General features: G+C 45.7%; 12 protein-coding genes and 2 pseudogenes. 9 read left to right on the top strand and 5 right to left on the bottom strand.

The window, feature by feature from the left end:
* Positions 1–38: 38 nt before the first annotated feature.
* From PN466_RS12075 to PN466_RS12065, 3 genes are all read left to right on the top strand, one after another.
* Positions 39–1,583 (top strand): N-acetylmuramoyl-L-alanine amidase, encoded by a 1,545-nt coding sequence (locus PN466_RS12075; protein WP_271939885.1) that lies wholly within the window; start codon positions 39–41, stop codon positions 1,581–1,583.
* A 60-nt stretch (positions 1,584–1,643) separates the two neighbouring features.
* Positions 1,644–2,495 carry a glutamate racemase gene (gene murI / locus PN466_RS12070; RefSeq protein WP_271939884.1) on the top strand — a complete coding sequence of 284 codons (852 nt, stop codon included), beginning with the start codon at positions 1,644–1,646 and terminating at the stop codon, positions 2,493–2,495.
* 154 nt (positions 2,496–2,649) lie between these two features.
* On the top strand, positions 2,650–2,970 hold the full coding sequence (locus PN466_RS12065) for a hypothetical protein (RefSeq protein WP_271939883.1): 321 nt from the start codon (positions 2,650–2,652) through the stop codon (positions 2,968–2,970).
* On the opposite strand, the pseudogene PN466_RS26315 reads toward PN466_RS12065, so the two are convergent.
* Positions 2,940–3,208 (bottom strand): annotated as a pseudogene (locus PN466_RS26315) (IS701 family transposase); the annotation flags it as partial. The gene PN466_RS12065 and the pseudogene PN466_RS26315 sit on opposite strands and share 31 nt — an antisense overlap.
* Positions 3,209–3,676: 468 nt before the next feature.
* On the opposite strand from PN466_RS26315, the gene PN466_RS12060 reads away from it, so the two are divergent.
* Positions 3,677–3,910 (top strand): hypothetical protein, encoded by a 234-nt coding sequence (locus PN466_RS12060; protein WP_271939882.1) that lies wholly within the window; start codon positions 3,677–3,679, stop codon positions 3,908–3,910.
* 693 nt (positions 3,911–4,603) lie between these two features.
* Here PN466_RS12060 and PN466_RS26310 read toward each other — a convergent pair.
* From PN466_RS26310 to PN466_RS12045, 3 genes and pseudogenes are all read right to left on the bottom strand, one after another.
* Positions 4,604–5,314: pseudogene (locus PN466_RS26310) on the bottom strand (site-2 protease family protein); the annotation flags it as partial.
* A gap of 100 nt (positions 5,315–5,414) precedes the next feature.
* A complete protein-coding gene (locus tag PN466_RS12050; protein WP_271939881.1) occupies positions 5,415–6,725 on the bottom strand; it encodes a site-2 protease family protein in 1,311 nt (436 codons plus the stop codon).
* Between the two features lie 464 nt (positions 6,726–7,189).
* The gene (locus PN466_RS12045; protein WP_271939880.1) at positions 7,190–8,320 is read right to left on the bottom strand and encodes a site-2 protease family protein; all 1,131 of its coding nucleotides are present in this window, start codon (positions 8,318–8,320) and stop codon (positions 7,190–7,192) included.
* Between the two features lie 309 nt (positions 8,321–8,629).
* Between PN466_RS12045 and PN466_RS12040 the strand changes: the two genes are divergently transcribed.
* Positions 8,630–9,145, top strand: coding sequence for a 2TM domain-containing protein (locus tag PN466_RS12040; protein ID WP_271939879.1), 516 nt, complete (start codon positions 8,630–8,632; stop codon positions 9,143–9,145).
* Positions 9,146–9,311: 166 nt separating this feature from the next.
* Here the strand turns inward: PN466_RS12040 and PN466_RS12035 are convergent, their stop codons facing one another.
* Positions 9,312–9,851: a GIY-YIG nuclease family protein gene (locus PN466_RS12035; protein ID WP_271939878.1), complete on the bottom strand. Its 540-nt coding sequence runs from the start codon at positions 9,849–9,851 to the stop codon at positions 9,312–9,314.
* A gap of 136 nt (positions 9,852–9,987) precedes the next feature.
* On the opposite strand from PN466_RS12035, the gene PN466_RS12030 reads away from it, so the two are divergent.
* From PN466_RS12030 to PN466_RS12015, 4 genes are all read left to right on the top strand, one after another.
* Entirely contained in the window at positions 9,988–10,452 is a 465-nt protein-coding gene (locus tag PN466_RS12030) for a GUN4 domain-containing protein (protein ID WP_271939877.1), read from the top strand.
* 10 nt (positions 10,453–10,462) lie between these two features.
* Complete coding sequence (locus PN466_RS12025) at positions 10,463–12,967, top strand: GH116 family glycosyl hydrolase (RefSeq protein WP_271939876.1); 2,505 nt, start codon at positions 10,463–10,465, stop codon at positions 12,965–12,967.
* Between the two features lie 50 nt (positions 12,968–13,017).
* Positions 13,018–15,765: a zinc-dependent metalloprotease gene (locus PN466_RS12020; protein ID WP_271939875.1), complete on the top strand. Its 2,748-nt coding sequence runs from the start codon at positions 13,018–13,020 to the stop codon at positions 15,763–15,765.
* Positions 15,766–15,966: 201 nt separating this feature from the next.
* The gene (locus tag PN466_RS12015) at positions 15,967–16,143 is read left to right on the top strand and encodes a hypothetical protein (RefSeq protein ID WP_271939874.1); all 177 of its coding nucleotides are present in this window, start codon (positions 15,967–15,969) and stop codon (positions 16,141–16,143) included.
* The last annotated feature ends 8 nt before the right edge of the window (positions 16,144–16,151 follow it).

Here is a 16,151-nt window from a genome sequence, read left to right as displayed (position 1 = left end):
GAGCAAGGGCGTATCACTATCATCAGCGAGGAAATGGCGTGAAACTTCATTGGCTCTTACCCGGTGTTTTAGGATTATGGCTGCTTTCATCTCCTGTCTATGCAGCCAGTTTGCAAAATTGGCGCTTTGATGCCAGAAGCAATCGTTTAGAATTTACTACCGATACCAATGTCCAACCCAGAGCGCAACTCATTGAGGGGCCGACTCGCCTGGTGATTGACTTGCCCGGAATTCAGTTAGGGAGTGCCCTACGCCAGCAGTTGGTCAATACTCCTGGGATTGCCAAAGTCCGTACGGGTCAATTTAATTCTAATACGACTCGCTTAGTGGTGGAACTTGCCCCTGGTTATACCATTGACCCCAATCAAGTGAAATTCCAAGGCATTTCTCCTCGTCGATGGGTGGTGCAAATTCCTAATCCTCAACGGGATAGACGACCTACGCCCCCTCCTGTTTCAGCGCCTCAACCCGCTCCCCCAAGTAGCGCCACATCGGTGGTGGAAGCGATTCGGGTGACCCGTGATAGCTTTTTGTTACGGGTGAATGGAGATCATCCCAAAATTAAGTCTGTTAGACGCACCTCCAATCAACGGCAAATTACCCTCGATTTTGAGGGGGTGACCTTAGCCCAAGATTTACATCAAAGACCCTTGGTAATTAATAGTCGAGGGGTAAGGCAAATCCAGATGAGCCAACATAGGGATTCGATTGTGCGAGTAACTCTAGATGTGACTCCTGCAAGTCCCGATTGGAAAGCAGTAAGAGCATCTTATGCGGTGATTCTTATGCCAGTTCCGGGTACTGGTACTTTATCTACCCAAGATGCCCAACAATCTTGGCCCACGAATCTGGAACTCGTATCAGCGAATTCTTCTGTTGGCCCTTCTCCTACACAACCTCCATCACCTTCACCGCCTCAAGATGGCATTGCGATTAATGTACCGCCACCAGCCAAACCCTTACCTCCACCAGTTCCTCGTCCCCAACCCTTACCTCCTCCAACGACTAATCCTCGTCCTTCCAACCCCAGACCTCCTCGGAATTCTCGCATTCGGGTAGCCATTGACCCCGGTCATGGTGGCCGCGATCCCGGAGCGGTGGGAAATGGACTCCTGGAAAAAGAGATTGTGATGGATATCTCCAATCAAGTGGCTGCTATCTTGGAGCAAAATGGCGTACAAATCGTGATGACCCGTCGCGATGACCGGGAAATTGATTTAGCACCAAGGGTTGCGACGGCTGAGAGGGCAAATGCGACATTATTTGTGAGCATTCATGCAAATGCGATTAGTCTGAGCCGTCCAGAAGTGAATGGGTTAGAAACATTTTACTATCAAACCGGTCAGCGTTTAGCTCGTGATATCCATAATACGATCCTGCAAACTTTAAATATTCGCGATCGCGGAGTTCGTCGTGCTAGATTTTATGTGCTGAGGAAAACATCGATGCCTTCGGTCTTGGTGGAAACTGGATTTATCACCGGTCGGGAAGATTCGGTGAAGTTAGCTAACCCAGTTTTCCGTCGCCAGATGGCTCAAGGCATCGCGAATGGCATTTTGCGCCATATTCAGCAAAATTATTAGTGGGGGGAGGCGCAGCTAAACCCCATGGTGTGAGTGAGTGATTTGGAGTAAAGAGAAATCATGACCATCAATCATCGACCAATTGGGGTTTTTGATAGCGGTGTAGGCGGACTAACGGTTCTGAGCGAACTGTATCGTCAGCTTCCCCAGGAATCGATTATTTATTTTGGCGATACCGCACGCTTGCCCTATGGTACGCGATCGTCGGAAGAGATTATTCAATTTGTACGAGAAATTATCACCTGGATGGAACAGCAACAGGTGAAAATGGTAGTCATGGCTTGCAATACCAGTAATGCTTTAGCACTAGAAGCCATTAGCGATGAGTTCTCAACTCCCATCCTCGGATTAATTTTACCAGCCGCTAGAGCGGCTGTTGCTGTCGGTAAACGGGTCGGAGTGATTGCCACTCCTGCAACTGCTGCCAGTCAAGCCTATCGTCAAGCCATGATTGAAGTTGATCCAACGGTTCAGGTATGGCAAGTGGGATGCCCAGAGTTTGTACCCCTCATTGAACAAAATCGCATCAATGACCCCTATACTTATGAGGTTGCTCGTTCCTATTTGCAACCTCTGCTACAACAAAATATTGATACTCTGGTTTATGGCTGTACCCACTACCCTCTTTTAGATTCGGTGATTCGTCAACTGTTGCCAAAATCGGTACAAGTGATTAATCCAGCCGTTCATGTTGTTAAAGCAACAGGTCAAGAGCTGGAGTTGCTGGGTTTGCGGAATGGCTACGCACCTAAGCCCACCCGCTTTGGTGTTAGTGGTTCTCCTCAACAGTTTACAACGGGTTCTCTGTGTTGGTTGGGATATACCCCCCTGGTTGAACAGGTACATTTAAGTCCTATTCCGGTTTCTAATGCACGAGAGTGCAATAAAGAAAATGCGACTATGAACCCATAACCGCTAATCGTGGGGGCGAAAAATGTTTCGTCCCTACGAGATGTAGAATCAGGAATAGGCAATAGAATAAAGAGCAACGATGGTATTGTTGGCGATCGCATGGCTGATTAAGGCGAGGGCTGAGGCGGGGACTTATCGGGCATCGAAGAAAAGGATGGTATCCCTGGCTGAATATACCGTCAGACACTGGAAAAATATCGCTGAAGAGCTGAAAGCGGTTGATTCTGATAAATTTGACCCGATCCAGGATGGGCAGGTTACCGGCTTGTTTAGCCAGGCTCTGGGCAATGAGCCAGTGCAGGTGTTGACGGCGGCGGATTGGTTGGTGCTGTTGCAGGAAGTGCGGGGGAAAGCCAGGCTGGAATTATCGTTGAATGTGTTAGAGGAGTTGGCGCGGAACTTGCATGAGAAGTTTGCTTTTGCCTTGCGGGAGGTGTTGAAAAAGGTTTCTGGATCTGTTGTAATTTTCCAATAAGTACGCTTACCTCGTTTGCCAAAAATAATTTCTCGGACGTAACGAATTTCTTTTTTTCATCGCTCATCATGCACTCAAATTTTCTCTATCGATTCGCTCTTAACCTTGCTCCAGGCGGAAGCTAGACCCCATGGTTGCTTCGTATGGCTACCATATACTCAAGTCCTCATTTTTCTAATTTCCTGATCAACTTTTCTTCACTTTCTCCAGACAAGCTATCTGATAGGACTCCTTTAATCCCATTGTCTAATCCATTGATTTGGGCAATAGCTGGTAATGTTTTTCGTTTTATTCCCGATACTATAGCGTTTCTCTCTTCTATGAGGTACAGCTTGAAGCCTTAGAACCTAAGCCATACAAGCTATTGCCTATTCCCTATTCCCTAGCGCGAAGCGCTATATACCTACATGAAGTTCTTTGAATGCTTCATAATTCCTAACATCTGAAAATAGATTTCTATTCAGTGAAAATATCATTTGATTTAGATGACACGCTCATTTGTTGGCAATCACATTCAAGATATGAGCCTAACGCAGTTCCACGCTTATTGAGATTATGGTTTAATGAACCTTTACGATTCGGGACTGGAAATCTCATCAGACAACTCAAAAAAGAGAGACATGAAATATGTATTTATACCACTTCATATCGTCCTCTTATTTATATACGTTTATTCTTCTGTTTTTATGGTATTCAGATAAAAGAAGTGATTAATCAAAAAGTTCACGATCGGTACTTCCAGAAATACAAAGCCTATCCTTATCCCAGCAAACACCCCAAAGCATTTGGCATAGATCTTCATATAGATGATGCTGAAGGAGTTCAATTAGAAGCGGCACAGTATGATTTTAATGTGGTGATCACATCTCCCCTAGATAATCACTGGGTACAAAAAGTTCTGAATGCTGTGAGAAACTTCAAAGAGAGCGAAACTTCCTAGGCATTACTCTTCTTGTGATTTTCTAGCTTTAAGGTCGTCCAAAGCATCACCGAGGACTTCTGCGGCTGCTTCTTGACCTTTTTTAGCTTGGCGTTGAATGTCTTCGCGAGTGAGGTAGCCTTGAGCTTCTTTGTGACTATTTTTAAGGGATTCTAAGCGATGTTGCATGGCGATCGCCTGGTCAAAGTTGCGTATGATTAATGCAGGAGTGTGAGGATTGAGATCTCTGACGCGAATGCGGTGTGCTCTAACCAATTCAGAAATCGACGCTGTTCCCGGCAGTTGCTGGCGCTCGATTTTGGGAAAGGGCGAGCTATTGTCAAAACCTTGAGTATTAGACGTAGTCAGAAATGTTCCGTCTTCAAATTCAGATTCTAAATCTATCGTTTTACCGCCTTTAGGAGCTAAACCGATCGCCTGAAGCGCTTTGACTAATAGGGGTAAAGGAAAGTGAAAAATTCCAGCTACAGTACGGCGATCGCGACTGAGCATCACCCGAATCAAAATACGCGGTTGGCTTCGGTTGGCTTTAGAGATCGTCACATCTTCCATATCTGCCAGTTTCTCAAAACCTAAGCGTTCTAATTGTCTTTGTGTCTGCTGGTAAAACTTCAAATCGAGATGGGAAAAATCTTGAGCATCAACCTGCACAAATTCATGCTGCTGAGAGTAGATTTTCTTATGATAATCCAGTAATTCTTCAGCCGCTTGATTCACGTCAGTCGAGTGACTCGCATTTTGCAACATAAACAAACTGATGATGAACGTCCAAATACCACCGGAAATGGGGATACCAAACAGAACCAGTGGCATATTAAACAGGGAGAGTATGGAGATCGCCACACCGAAACAACCAATGATCTGTCCCATACGACTGGCAAACACCAGACCCTGCTTCGGTTTACCGGTAATTTTCCACACCAGAGCCTTGAGGATATGGCCCCCATCTAGGGGTAAACCGGGAATCAGGTTAAAAAGGCCTAAAATCAGGTTAATGTATGCTAGAAAGCCAAAAATGAGGGCTAAGGGGGCACTTAGGGGAACAGCGATACTGGCTAGGGCAGTTAACAGTACAATGACAGTAAACAGACCAAAGAGGATTAAATTGACCGCAGGGCCGGCGATCGCCACCCAAAAGGCTGCACTAGCGGTTTTTGGTTCTTTCTCGAAACTTGCCAGTCCTCCAAAGAGAAATAAGGTAATGGATTTAACCCCAATCCCCTGGCGAATGGCAACCAGACTATGACCGAGTTCGTGGGCTACAACCGAAGAAAAGACTAGCAGAGCAAAACCTAATCCTATAATCCCACCACTGAACATCGCGAATCCGACAACCAGAAACCAAGATAAATGGATATAGAAGGGAATACCAAAAAGACTGCCCACACGAAGATTGCCGTTCATAAGACACCTCTGATTTTAAGATTGCATCGCATTGGGGGAGCGGTGCGTCTCATTCTCTTCATTGTATGTAGAGATCGCCTGATTCAGGATTAAGGTTATTTTAGGAGGATTGGGCGTTACGTTCAATGGTGTTGCGAGTGACGTACCCTTGAGCTTGTTTGTGCTGATTCATGAGGGTTTCTAAGCGATGTTCGAGGGCGATCGCCTGGTCAAAGTTGCGTACAATCAGTGCGGGAGTATGAGGATTGAGATCTCTGACGCGAATGCGGTGTTGTCTGACCAATTCAGAAATAGATGTATCTGTAGGAAATTGCCGATCCTCAATATTAGGAGTAGGAAATGGTAAGTTAGAGAAACCTTGAGTATTAAGAGTGAGGAGAAACGTTCCTCCTTCAAATTCAGAATCTAGACTTACCATTTTACCGCCTTGGGGAGCTAAACCGATCGCCTGAAATCCCTTAACCAATTTGGATAAAGGACTGGTGTGAATCCAAGCTACAGTGCGGCGATCGCGACTGAGCATTAGCCGAAAGAAAAAACGCGGTTGGCTGCGGTTGACTCCAGAGATCGTCACATCTTCAATATCTGCCAGTTTCTCAAAACCTAAGCGTTCTAATTGCCTTTGTGCCTGCTGGTAAAACTTCAAATCGAGATGGGAAAAATCTTGAGCATCAACCCGTACAAATTCATGATACTGAGAGTATATTTTCGTCTGAATATCCACTAATTTCTGAACAGCACCCGCATTTTGCACCATAAACCAACTGATGATGAACGTCCAAATACCACCAGAAATGCGAATCCCAAAGAGAACTACTGGAATATTAAACCAGGAGAGTATACAGATCGCCACACCCAAGCAACCCATGATTTGTCCCATACGACTGGCAAACATCAGACCCTGCTTCGGTTTACCGGTAATTTTCCACACCAGAGCTTTGAGAATATGGCCCCCATCCAGGGGTAAGCCAGGAATCAGGTTAACCAGGCCTAAAATCAGGTTAATGTACGCTAGAAAGCCACAAATCGAGGCTAAACGAATACTCAGGGGAGGAGTCATAGTTATGAAAGTAAACCGTCCTATGACCATAAACAGACCAAAGAGGATTAAATTGATCCCAGGGCCGGCGATCGCCACCCAGAAAGCTGCACTAGGGGTTTGCGGTTCTTTCTCTAAACGTGCTAGTCCCCCAAACAGGAACAACGTAATCGATTTAATCCCAATCCTCTGACGAATCGCAACTAGACCATGACCGAGTTCGTGGGCTACAACCGAAGAAAAGACCAACAGAACAACGCCTAATCCTATAATCCCATAGCTGAATGTCACTAAACCGACAAGCAGAAACCAGGACAGATGAAGATAAAAGGGAATACCAAAAAGACTGCCCACACGAATATTGCCGTTCATAAGACACCTCTGATTTTGAGCTTGCATCGCATCGGGGGAGCGGTGCGGCTTGCTCTCCCCATTGTAATCTAACGGCTGTAATTAGAGTGACAGCAACTTAGTTGGATACCCTACCCCTCTACCTAACATTTTCATGGATTACCTGGACTTGATATCAAGACTCGTTGGGAAAATAATCCATATCTAAGACTTGTTCTTGAGAAAAAGGACAATCCGCTGGAAATACTGCCTATTGAAGTCCTCCACTTTTAAATAACTAATGGTTTTCTCAATCCACAAATTAAAATCTGTTTGATAGAGCTGTGAAAATTTGTTTTCCATGGTCAAAACCGATTGTTTTTATTTACATAAAGTAGTCTGTCATGTATTTAAAAATCTGTAGGGGCGAACGGCCGTTTCGCTTCGCGACATGAACGCCCCTACAATGAATAATTATTCATTATTCATTATTAATTGTTAATGGATTAGGCTTGCTGTTGAACCAAGCGGGCAATTTCCGTCTTATCCAGTAAGCCGACTAAAATACCATTCTCGCGAACCACTGGTAGTTCAGAGAGTTGTTTTTCTTGCAAGAGTTGCACAACTTCTAAGAGGTTTTGATCGGATTGAATCATTTCTGAAGTAGGAGTTGGTTTAACTAAGGATTCAACCCTGGTTTCAGGCCATTCGGAGGTGGCAACCGATCGCATATCATCAATGGAGATTGTTCCTAACAGAAGACCTTCGGCATCAATGACCAAGAACTTTTTCCATTGCTTTTGACCAATTACATAGTTATTGGCAAACTCGCGCAAGGAGAGATGAGACACAACGATAGGACTTTCGGTATAAACTGCATCTTCTGCTTTTAGGTGAGTGAGAATATCTTGCAGGGTTGCTGACTGGGCTGAGCGACCAGCATTTTGCAACAGGAACCAACCAATTAAGAGCGTCCAAATACTACCAGCAATGGGTACACCGAACAGAACCATTTGAATATTAAACAGGGAGAGTCCGCCGATCGCTACACCGAACCAACCGATCGCTTGTCCCATCCGACTGGCAAATACCACGCCTCGGTTTGGGTTTCCAGTGATTTTCCACACTAGAGCCTTAAGGATATTACCCCCATCCAGTGGTAAACCAGGAATCAGGTTAAAAAGGGCTAAAACTAGGTTAATGTAAGCGATAAGCTCAATAATGGCGGCTATGGGGCCACTCAGGGGGGCATATATAGCGATACCTGTAAACAGACCAAAGAGAATTAGGCTCACCGCAGGGCCGGCGATCGCCACCCAAAAAGCTTCAGCAGGAGTTTTCGATTCTTTTTCTAAACTCGCTAGTCCCCCAAAGAGAAATAAAGTAATCGAATTCACCCCAATCCCCTGACGGATAGCAACCAAACTATGGCCAAGTTCGTGGGCTAAAACAGAAGAAAAGAGTAGCAGAGCAGCGCCTAATCCTAAAATCCAAGGTAAAGCTAAACCAAGTTGGGGAAAAGTAGCACTGAGGTTGGTTCCATAGTTCAACGTCACTAAACCGAGAACCAGAAACCAGGAGGGATTAAGATAAAAGGGAATGCCAAAAAGACTGCCCACACGAATATTGCCGTTCATAAGACACCTCTGATTTTGAGATTGCATCACATAAGGGGAGGGGTGCGCCTCGCTCTCTCTATTGTAATCGTCGGCTCATTGAGGGTTAAGGACGTTTTGGGGGGATTATCCGTCCTTGAACAGTTCGGCTTAAGGGTTTAGAATCTGCCTATTCTCTTGCTCTAAGTCCTAGTGTTAACACTTCCCCATCCCCTTGTCTGGATCGGTTAAACTTCGGCATAATAGATGGGGGCAAATGTTATCCCACCTTCACTCTCACTCCCCCTCCCCTGGTCAATGATTGGATTCTGATTCTCCTATAACTTTAAGATGATGTCTGGTTCTTCGTCGCCTATCTCTCGTTCCTATCGCCAAGAGGATCTTCAACAGATTTTGCAGTTGGCGATCGCCCGCCAAAATCATTTAGAAGAGTTTTCCTATGAACAGTTAGTGGAAATTGCCACAGAACTAGAAATTTCCCCTGAACAGTTAAAAGCTGCCGAGCAAGAGTGGCTAGATAAACAAGGTAAGCTGAAACATCGTAAAGAATTTGATATCCAGCGTTATCAAACCTTAAAGAAAGATGCTGGCAAATATATTATTGCTAATAGTTTTCTCGTCGTTATTAATTTAGTCAGTGTTGGCACGTTGTCCTGGTCGCTCTATGTCATTTTGACCTGGGGACTACTCCTTGGTCTGAAAACCTGGAATACTTACCAGATGACTGATGTTGAATATGAGCAAGAGTTTCAGAAATGGTATAATCGCAATCAAATTAAGGAGGCAGCCCAGAAAACTTGGGAGAAAGTCAGTCAAGTTCTTTGGAAGCCCAGTGAAAAGCAATAGGCAATAGGCAAATAGGCAAGAGTTAAGAATGTAGGTTGGGTTTCGTGCCTCAACTTAACGTCAGTCAAACCTTGTTGGGTTTAACTATCGTTCAACCTAACCTACAAATTCAACCTTGCCACTTGAGAGGCAACGAGCTTAAGCCCATCTTCATAAAGATATGGAATTACTTCAAGTCCAATAATCCTTTTTCTTTTAATTTCGGATTAAACCGAAATGAATCTTGAATTTTCCGAGGCTCTAAACGCGCTAAGATTTCCTCTTGAACTCGGCGAGCTACCGTTTTTAAAAGCTTGATTTTTCCTAATTCATCACTGGTTTCATAACTTGCCTTTTCCTCATCTGTCATGGACACCGTAGCATCAATGGGATCGGTCCATTGACTGAACTGTGTGTCATTCCCTTGGGGAATTGATCCATTTTCGGTAATCCAAGCTTCTTTGATTTGTTCTAATTGGCTGCGGTTCGGCTTGTCAATCACATAGGCTTTCACCCAATAACATCCTTGAGGTTGTCGCACCATATGTTGTTTTAGGCTTAGATAGATATCCCGTGAATAATGAACCAGTTGTAATGTTTTATTTTCGTTAAAAATAGCATAAACTCCAATTTTTTTAGAGAATTGTTCGGGGAATTGTCCTTGATCGTCAAGGTAGGGGATATAATCCAAGTTTTCTAGGAGACAGGTTTCCAACGGAGAAGACATAAATTAGTGCCAGATTATCACGTCAAGTTTCTTGATTTATATCATAGTGAGTTCACGGAGAACAAGGGTAGCCTATTGAGCAAAAGAGCCTAAAAGCGCTATCATAAATTAAGGGAGCAATGAAGAAAAAATACCCATGAAAACCGTAATTCCTCATGAGTCAACTTATCAAACACTAGAAGATCTGCTGGTAGTACAACAGTGGAAAGAAGCAGATGAAGAAACCGGCAGGATATTATTGCAGTTAAGCGATCGCGCTTCAGAAGGCTACATCAACAAGTCCCATGCTCTGGCTATCCCTACCTCCGATCTCCAATGGCTCGATCGCCTGTGGAGAGAACATAGCTACAATCATTTTGGGTTTTCGATCCAACAGCAAATCTGGAACCTCAGCTATCAAAACTATGCTGAATTTGGCCAGAGAGTTGGATGGAGATCGCAAGAAATCTGGTTAGATTATGATCGATTAACCTTTAGCCTTGAAGCTCCATTGGGGCATTTACCCGTCGCCAAACTCCTGATTCCTGTCGGGGATCATCCCTGTTTCTCCTTTGTCCTCGGCACCTGGAGAATTGCCCTACTATCGCGCCGAGACTTGTAGAATAAACCCTATGACCAACCAACCCTTTCAACCCCAGATTCCTTCCTGTGCATGGCAACGCCCTCTCGGTTTAGGGTGGGACAACCCTTACACCGTGCGTTATGCTTCCAATTTAGATGATGGCCCTTGGCATGGAATGCCCCTCGGTGGCTTAGGTGCAGGATGCATCGGGCGATCGCCCAGGGGAGACTTTAACCTCTGGCATATTGATGGGGGAGAACATATCTTCAAAACCTTACCCGCGTGTCAATTTAGTGTCTTTGAAGAAACCTCAGATGGGCGCAGCAAAACCTATGCCTTAAGTACCGAACCCCCCACAGATGGAAGCCTAAGCAGTTGGCAATGGTATCCCCCCACCAGCACTGTCCAACAAACGGGAACCTACAGTGCCCTTTATCCCCAAAGCTGGTACCACTACGAAGGAGTTTATCAGTCCCAACTGCTGTGCGAACAGTTTTCGCCCATTATTCCCCACAACTACCAAGAAACAAGCTATCCCCTCGCCATCTTTGAATGGACTGCCCATAACCCGACCGATCAACCCCTTACTCTGAGTATTCTGCTCACCTGGGAAAATACGGTGGGTTGGTTTACGAATGCGATCAAAACCCCTGAAATCCGGGTTCGGGATGATGGATCGCCGGTTTATGACTATCAACCCCAATGGGGAGAAAGTACGGATAACTATAACCGGTGGATTGAAAATAACTTTCGGGTGGGATGCTTAATGAGTCGCCTGAGTACCCATGAGATCCCCGAAGAAGGAGAAGGGCAATGGGCAATCGCCACGATCGCCAATCCAGCCGTCGAAGTCTTTTACCATACCCGTTGGGACCCTACCAGTAGTGGGGAGGCGGTTTGGTCTCCCTTTGCTACCGATGGGTCTTTGTCCGACTCGGAAGACGAAACCCCAGCCGCATCTGGGGAACGTCTCGCTTGTGCGATCGCCGTCCGCTTTACCCTCAGACCCGGACGGACTCGCAAAATTCCCTTTATCCTCGCTTGGGACTTTCCCGTTACCCAATTTGGCTATACCCAAGCCAAGGGTGACTCTGCTGGACAAGTTCCCTCAACCGATGAAGCAACCGCCGGGCAACCGATTGGCTACTATCGACGCTATACCGACTTTTTCGGGCGAAATGGTAAAAATGCCTGGTCAATGGTACGCACAGCTCTGAAACATTCAGATACTTGGAAAGAGGCGATCGCAGATTGGCGCAAACCGATTTTAGGCGATTCCGGATTTCCCGAACCCCTGAAAATGGCTCTGTTTAATGAACTTTACCTACTTGCCGACGGTGGAACCCTGTGGACAGCAGGCACAGAAAATGACCCCATTGGTCAATTTGGGGTACTCGAATGCTTAGACTATCGCTGGTATGAAAGCTTAGACGTTAGGCTCTATGGTGGATTTGCCTTAACTTTACTGTGGCCGAAACTGGAAAAAGCAGTGATGTTAGCCTTTGCTCGCGCCATTCCCCAGGGAGATAGTACGCCGAGAATTATTGGTTATAATCAAGCGCAAGCGGTGCGCAAAATTGCCAGTGCTACCCCCCACGATCTAGGCGCTCCCAACGAACATCCTTGGCAGAAAAGCAACTATACCAGCTATCAGGACTGCAACCTATGGAAAGATTTAGGATGCGATTTTGTCTTGCAAGTCTATCGCTATTTTCTGTGGACGGGAGCAGAGGATCTAGAGTTTTTGCAAGAGTGCTGGTTCGCTCTTGTGGAAACCCTGGATTATCTCAAAACCTTTGATGAAGATGGTGATGGCATCCCCGAAAACTCAGGAGCGCCCGACCAAACCTTTGATGATTGGCAGCTTAAGGGGATCAGCGCCTATTGTGGGGGGTTATGGTTAGCGGCTTTAGAAGGGGCGATCGCGATCGGTCAACATCTGCAAGACGCTCAAGACTCCCCAGAGACCAACGTCCAAGCTCAAATTGAACAATGGTCAACCTGGTTAAACCAATCTAAACCTCTGTATCAAAAAACGCTCTGGAATGGAGCATATTATAACTTGGATAGCCAAAGTGGATCGCAAGTCGTGATGGCCGATCAGCTCTGCGGTCAATTTTATACCCAGTTATTAAATTTACCATCCATTGTGCCCGCTGACTGCACGATAGCCACCCTACAAACCATCTATCACACTTGTTTCACCCAATTTAATCAGAGCCAAAACCCAGATCGAGCAGCTCTAGGTGTAGCCAATGGTGTTAACCTCGATGGCTCGCCAGAAAACCCCAAGGCAACCCATCCCCTAGAAATCTGGACAGGAATTAACTTCGGATTAGCCGCATTTATGTTACAACAGGGAATGAAAGCCGAAGCCTTTACTATTGCGGAAGCTGTAGTCAATCAAATTTATACCCATGGGCTACAATTTCGCACCCCAGAAGCCATTACCGCAGCCCGAACCTTCCGCGCTAGTCATTATTTGCGGGCCATGGCCATTTGGGGACTCTACCAAGTTTGGGTAAGGAAAGAGGATGAGGGGATAGGGAGATAGGGGGATCTAATCATGGAATCAAAACTAACGCTTAACTGTTGGATTGGGGTATGAAAAGACTATATCTAATTGCCGGTTTAATTCTGGGATTTCTGGCGGTCACGATCTTGCCCAGTTGGGGAACATTTGTCGATCGGCCAGTTACACCAGTGGTACAGGTTTCCCAGACTATTGAAGATCGGATCAAATCCGAAGAAGCATCAGAGTCTAAAGCACCTAAATCCTTCGATCAGGTGATTCAAGGAACTCAGAAACAAGATGGTTTATTTCCCCTCTACAAAGCCGAAAAAAATAAGCATCTCTATTTAGAAATTGCCCCCGAACAACTGAACCGGAATTTCTTATGCGTGATGACTCTATCGAGTGGCATTGGCGAAGGATTTTTATTAAATGGAATGCCCATAGGTGAGATTTTATTCCAGTTTCGCGAAGTGCAAGACCGGGTGCAATTTGTGGTTCCTCAAACCAATTTTCGCACGAATCCGGGCGATCCCTTGGCGCGATCGCTCCAGGACGGCTTTAGCGATTCGGTGCTGTATTCCTTAGAAATTAAAAGTGTTCATCCAGAACGGAAATCCTTACTGATTGATGTCAGCAATCTAGTCATGGGAGAAGGGGATCTCAGTGGCTTATCCACGTTTTTACCCTATCTGCTCGATGGCACCTATTCAGTCGCTCCAGATAGTTCTTATATTACAGAAGTTGAGAATTTTCCCGAAAATCTGGAAATTGAAGCCCTCTATGGCTTTCGAGGGGGAGGCTTCGGGTTATCCAGCCTGCCGGACAGCCGCGCTTTCAATTTAGCCGTGCATTATAGTTTTTCCCCATTGCCAACCCATGACTATCAGCCTCGGTTAGCGGATGAGCGCGTGGGTTATTTTTTAACCGCCTATAAGGACTTTGGCAATAGCGATCGCCGCGATCCCTTTGTGCGTTACATTAATCGTTGGAATATCCAACCAGGAAAACCCTTAGTTTTTTGGATTGAAAATACCGTTCCCCTAGAATATCGCCAGGTGGTCAAAGAAGGGATTCTGATGTGGAATGAAGCCTTTGCCCAAGCAGGATTACCTCAGGCGATCGAAGCGCGACAAATGCCCGATCAAGCGGACTGGACTCCAGCCGATATTCGCTACAATGTGGTGCGCTGGTCAAGTTCCTTTGAACCCAGTTTTTATGGGATTGGCCCTTCCCGCACGAACCCCCTAACTGGACAAATTTTAGATGCAGATATTTTGATTGATGCCAATGTTGTGCGCTTAATCAAAGGACAATATCAAACCTTAGTCAATCCTGACGCAGGAGGGGGAGAACAACAGAATTTACTGCAACGGTTTTGCCAAAACACCCTAGAACAAAGTTATTTACGGGGGGTTGACCTTTCGGAAGAATCGGAAGAGAAAAAAGATCTTCTCTCTGGGTTTCCCTTAGCAAAATCTCTCTTAGATCGGGATGTTTGCTTTGCCAAGGAGTTTAACCGGCAATTGGCGATCGGGTCAACCTCCCTTTCTTTGATGCACAATGTGTTGCCCAGTAGCCCAGAAATGGAGAATTATGTACAACAATTTATCCGCTTTTTAGTCGCCCATGAAGTCGGTCATACCCTAGGATTACGGCATAATTTCCATGGCAGTACCCTCCTGAGTCCAGAAGAATTACAAAACCCAGAAATCACCCGTACACTGGGAATGGTGGGGTCGGTGATGGATTATGTCTCCCCGAATTTAGCGCCCCCAGGAAAACCGCAAGGGGATTATTTTCCCACCAAATTAGGGCCTTATGATATTTGGGCAATTGAATATGGGTATAAACCTCTAAATGCAGTTTCTCCAGAAGCAGAATTGCGAGAATTGCGCCAAATTGCTCAACGGGCGGCAGAACCAGAATTAGCCTATGGTACGGATGAGGATTTTATCAGTGGTCTTGACCCAGCGGTGAATATTTTCGATCTCAGTAGCGATCCCCTGACCTATGCCCAATGGCAATTTGAAAATGCCCAAGCTATGTGGTCTCGGTTAAATCGGCGATCGCCTGCTCCGGGAGAGAGTTTCAGTGAAATGCGGGATTTATTTGATGCTGTGTTTTTCTACTATTTCCGCAATGCGATGAATTTAACCCTCTATGTGGGGGGACAATCGTTTAATCGCCATTATGCGGGCGATCCGAATGGCAGTTTGCCCTTTCAACCCCTGCCAGTAGAGAAGCAACGAGCAGCCTTAGAAGCGATCAATGAAAATGTGTTTTCCGCAAAAGCTTTTGAGTTTTCACCCCAGTTGCTGAATCAATTAGCGCCCTCTCGTTGGTCTCATTGGGGGGCATTCCCAGATTTGTTTGAGTTGGATTATCCAATTAGCGATCGCCTCCTATTCTTACAGACGGTTGTCTTGCGAAATCTCCTCTCTCCCACCCGTCTTTCCCGTCTGCAAGATCTAGAGTTAAAAACTGATTCGATGGAAGAAGTCTTGAAATTACCGGAACTCTTCACCACCTTGCAAGAGAGTATTTGGACGGAAGTTATTGATGGAGATATCGCCAATCTCTCCAGTATCCGTCGCGCTCTACAACGGGAGTATGTATCCGTCTTAAGCAAGATGAGCTTACGACAAGTTAGAGTTCCTGAAGATGCCGTTACCCTAGCTTGGTATAACTTACGGGAATTAGAAGATCGGATTGATAACACCTTGCGCCGACGGGGAAGAGGCTTAGAACCTTATACTAAGGCTCACTTAGAAAAAACTCGCGATCGCATTGCCAAGGTTCTTGATGCTCCCCTAGAGTCCAAGTCAACGGTGAAATAGTAGCTCTGGACTTTAGTCCTATCGAGTCTGCTCGATACGTTAATTATCCCTAGATACTCCTATCGAGCGATCTCGATCACTATCCCTATCCTAGTTAATCACCCTTAAGATCCCTAAGTGTCACGCCAGCTCAGAGAAACTCATCACGGCTAGGCACAGGCTTCCGGGAGATACTCAAACTATAGAGTTCAACCTAATCCCATGCCTGCTGAAGCCATTTTCTCTGAGTTCATGATAGAGCAAGTCCTCGCCCAAATTTTTGCCCGTGGCAGAATTTCACGGTTAGATCAACAACTCCTCATGCGTACCTTACAATCAGAATCTATCTTAACTACAGAACAACGTACCGTAATTCAACGAATCTTTGAAGCACTCTAAAACGGATG

Origin of the sequence: Roseofilum reptotaenium CS-1145 (genome assembly GCF_028330985.1) — a bacterium.
In the GTDB taxonomy this organism is placed as follows: domain Bacteria; phylum Cyanobacteriota; class Cyanobacteriia; order Cyanobacteriales; family Desertifilaceae; genus Roseofilum; species Roseofilum reptotaenium.
Note: the sequence above shows the minus strand (reverse complement) of the source record. Positions and strands in the feature narration are given on the sequence as shown.

Bases quoted from the DNA above. Each gene is read 5' to 3' on its own strand.
- murI (WP_271939884.1), top strand. From the start codon at position 1,644: ATGACCATCAATCATCGACCAATTGGGGTTTTTGATAGCGGTGTAGGC.
- PN466_RS12065 (WP_271939883.1), top strand. From the start codon at position 2,650: ATGGTATCCCTGGCTGAATATACCGTCAGACACTGGAAAAATATCGCT.
- PN466_RS12050 (WP_271939881.1), bottom strand. From the start codon at position 6,725: ATGAACGGCAATATTCGTGTGGGCAGTCTTTTTGGTATTCCCTTTTAT.
- PN466_RS12045 (WP_271939880.1), bottom strand. From the start codon at position 8,320: ATGAACGGCAATATTCGTGTGGGCAGTCTTTTTGGCATTCCCTTTTAT.
- PN466_RS12040 (WP_271939879.1), top strand. From the start codon at position 8,630: ATGATGTCTGGTTCTTCGTCGCCTATCTCTCGTTCCTATCGCCAAGAG.
- PN466_RS12035 (WP_271939878.1), bottom strand. From the start codon at position 9,851: ATGTCTTCTCCGTTGGAAACCTGTCTCCTAGAAAACTTGGATTATATC.
- PN466_RS12030 (WP_271939877.1), top strand. From the start codon at position 9,988: ATGAAAACCGTAATTCCTCATGAGTCAACTTATCAAACACTAGAAGAT.
- PN466_RS12025 (WP_271939876.1), top strand. From the start codon at position 10,463: ATGACCAACCAACCCTTTCAACCCCAGATTCCTTCCTGTGCATGGCAA.
- PN466_RS12020 (WP_271939875.1), top strand. From the start codon at position 13,018: ATGAAAAGACTATATCTAATTGCCGGTTTAATTCTGGGATTTCTGGCG.
- PN466_RS12015 (WP_271939874.1), top strand. From the start codon at position 15,967: ATGCCTGCTGAAGCCATTTTCTCTGAGTTCATGATAGAGCAAGTCCTC.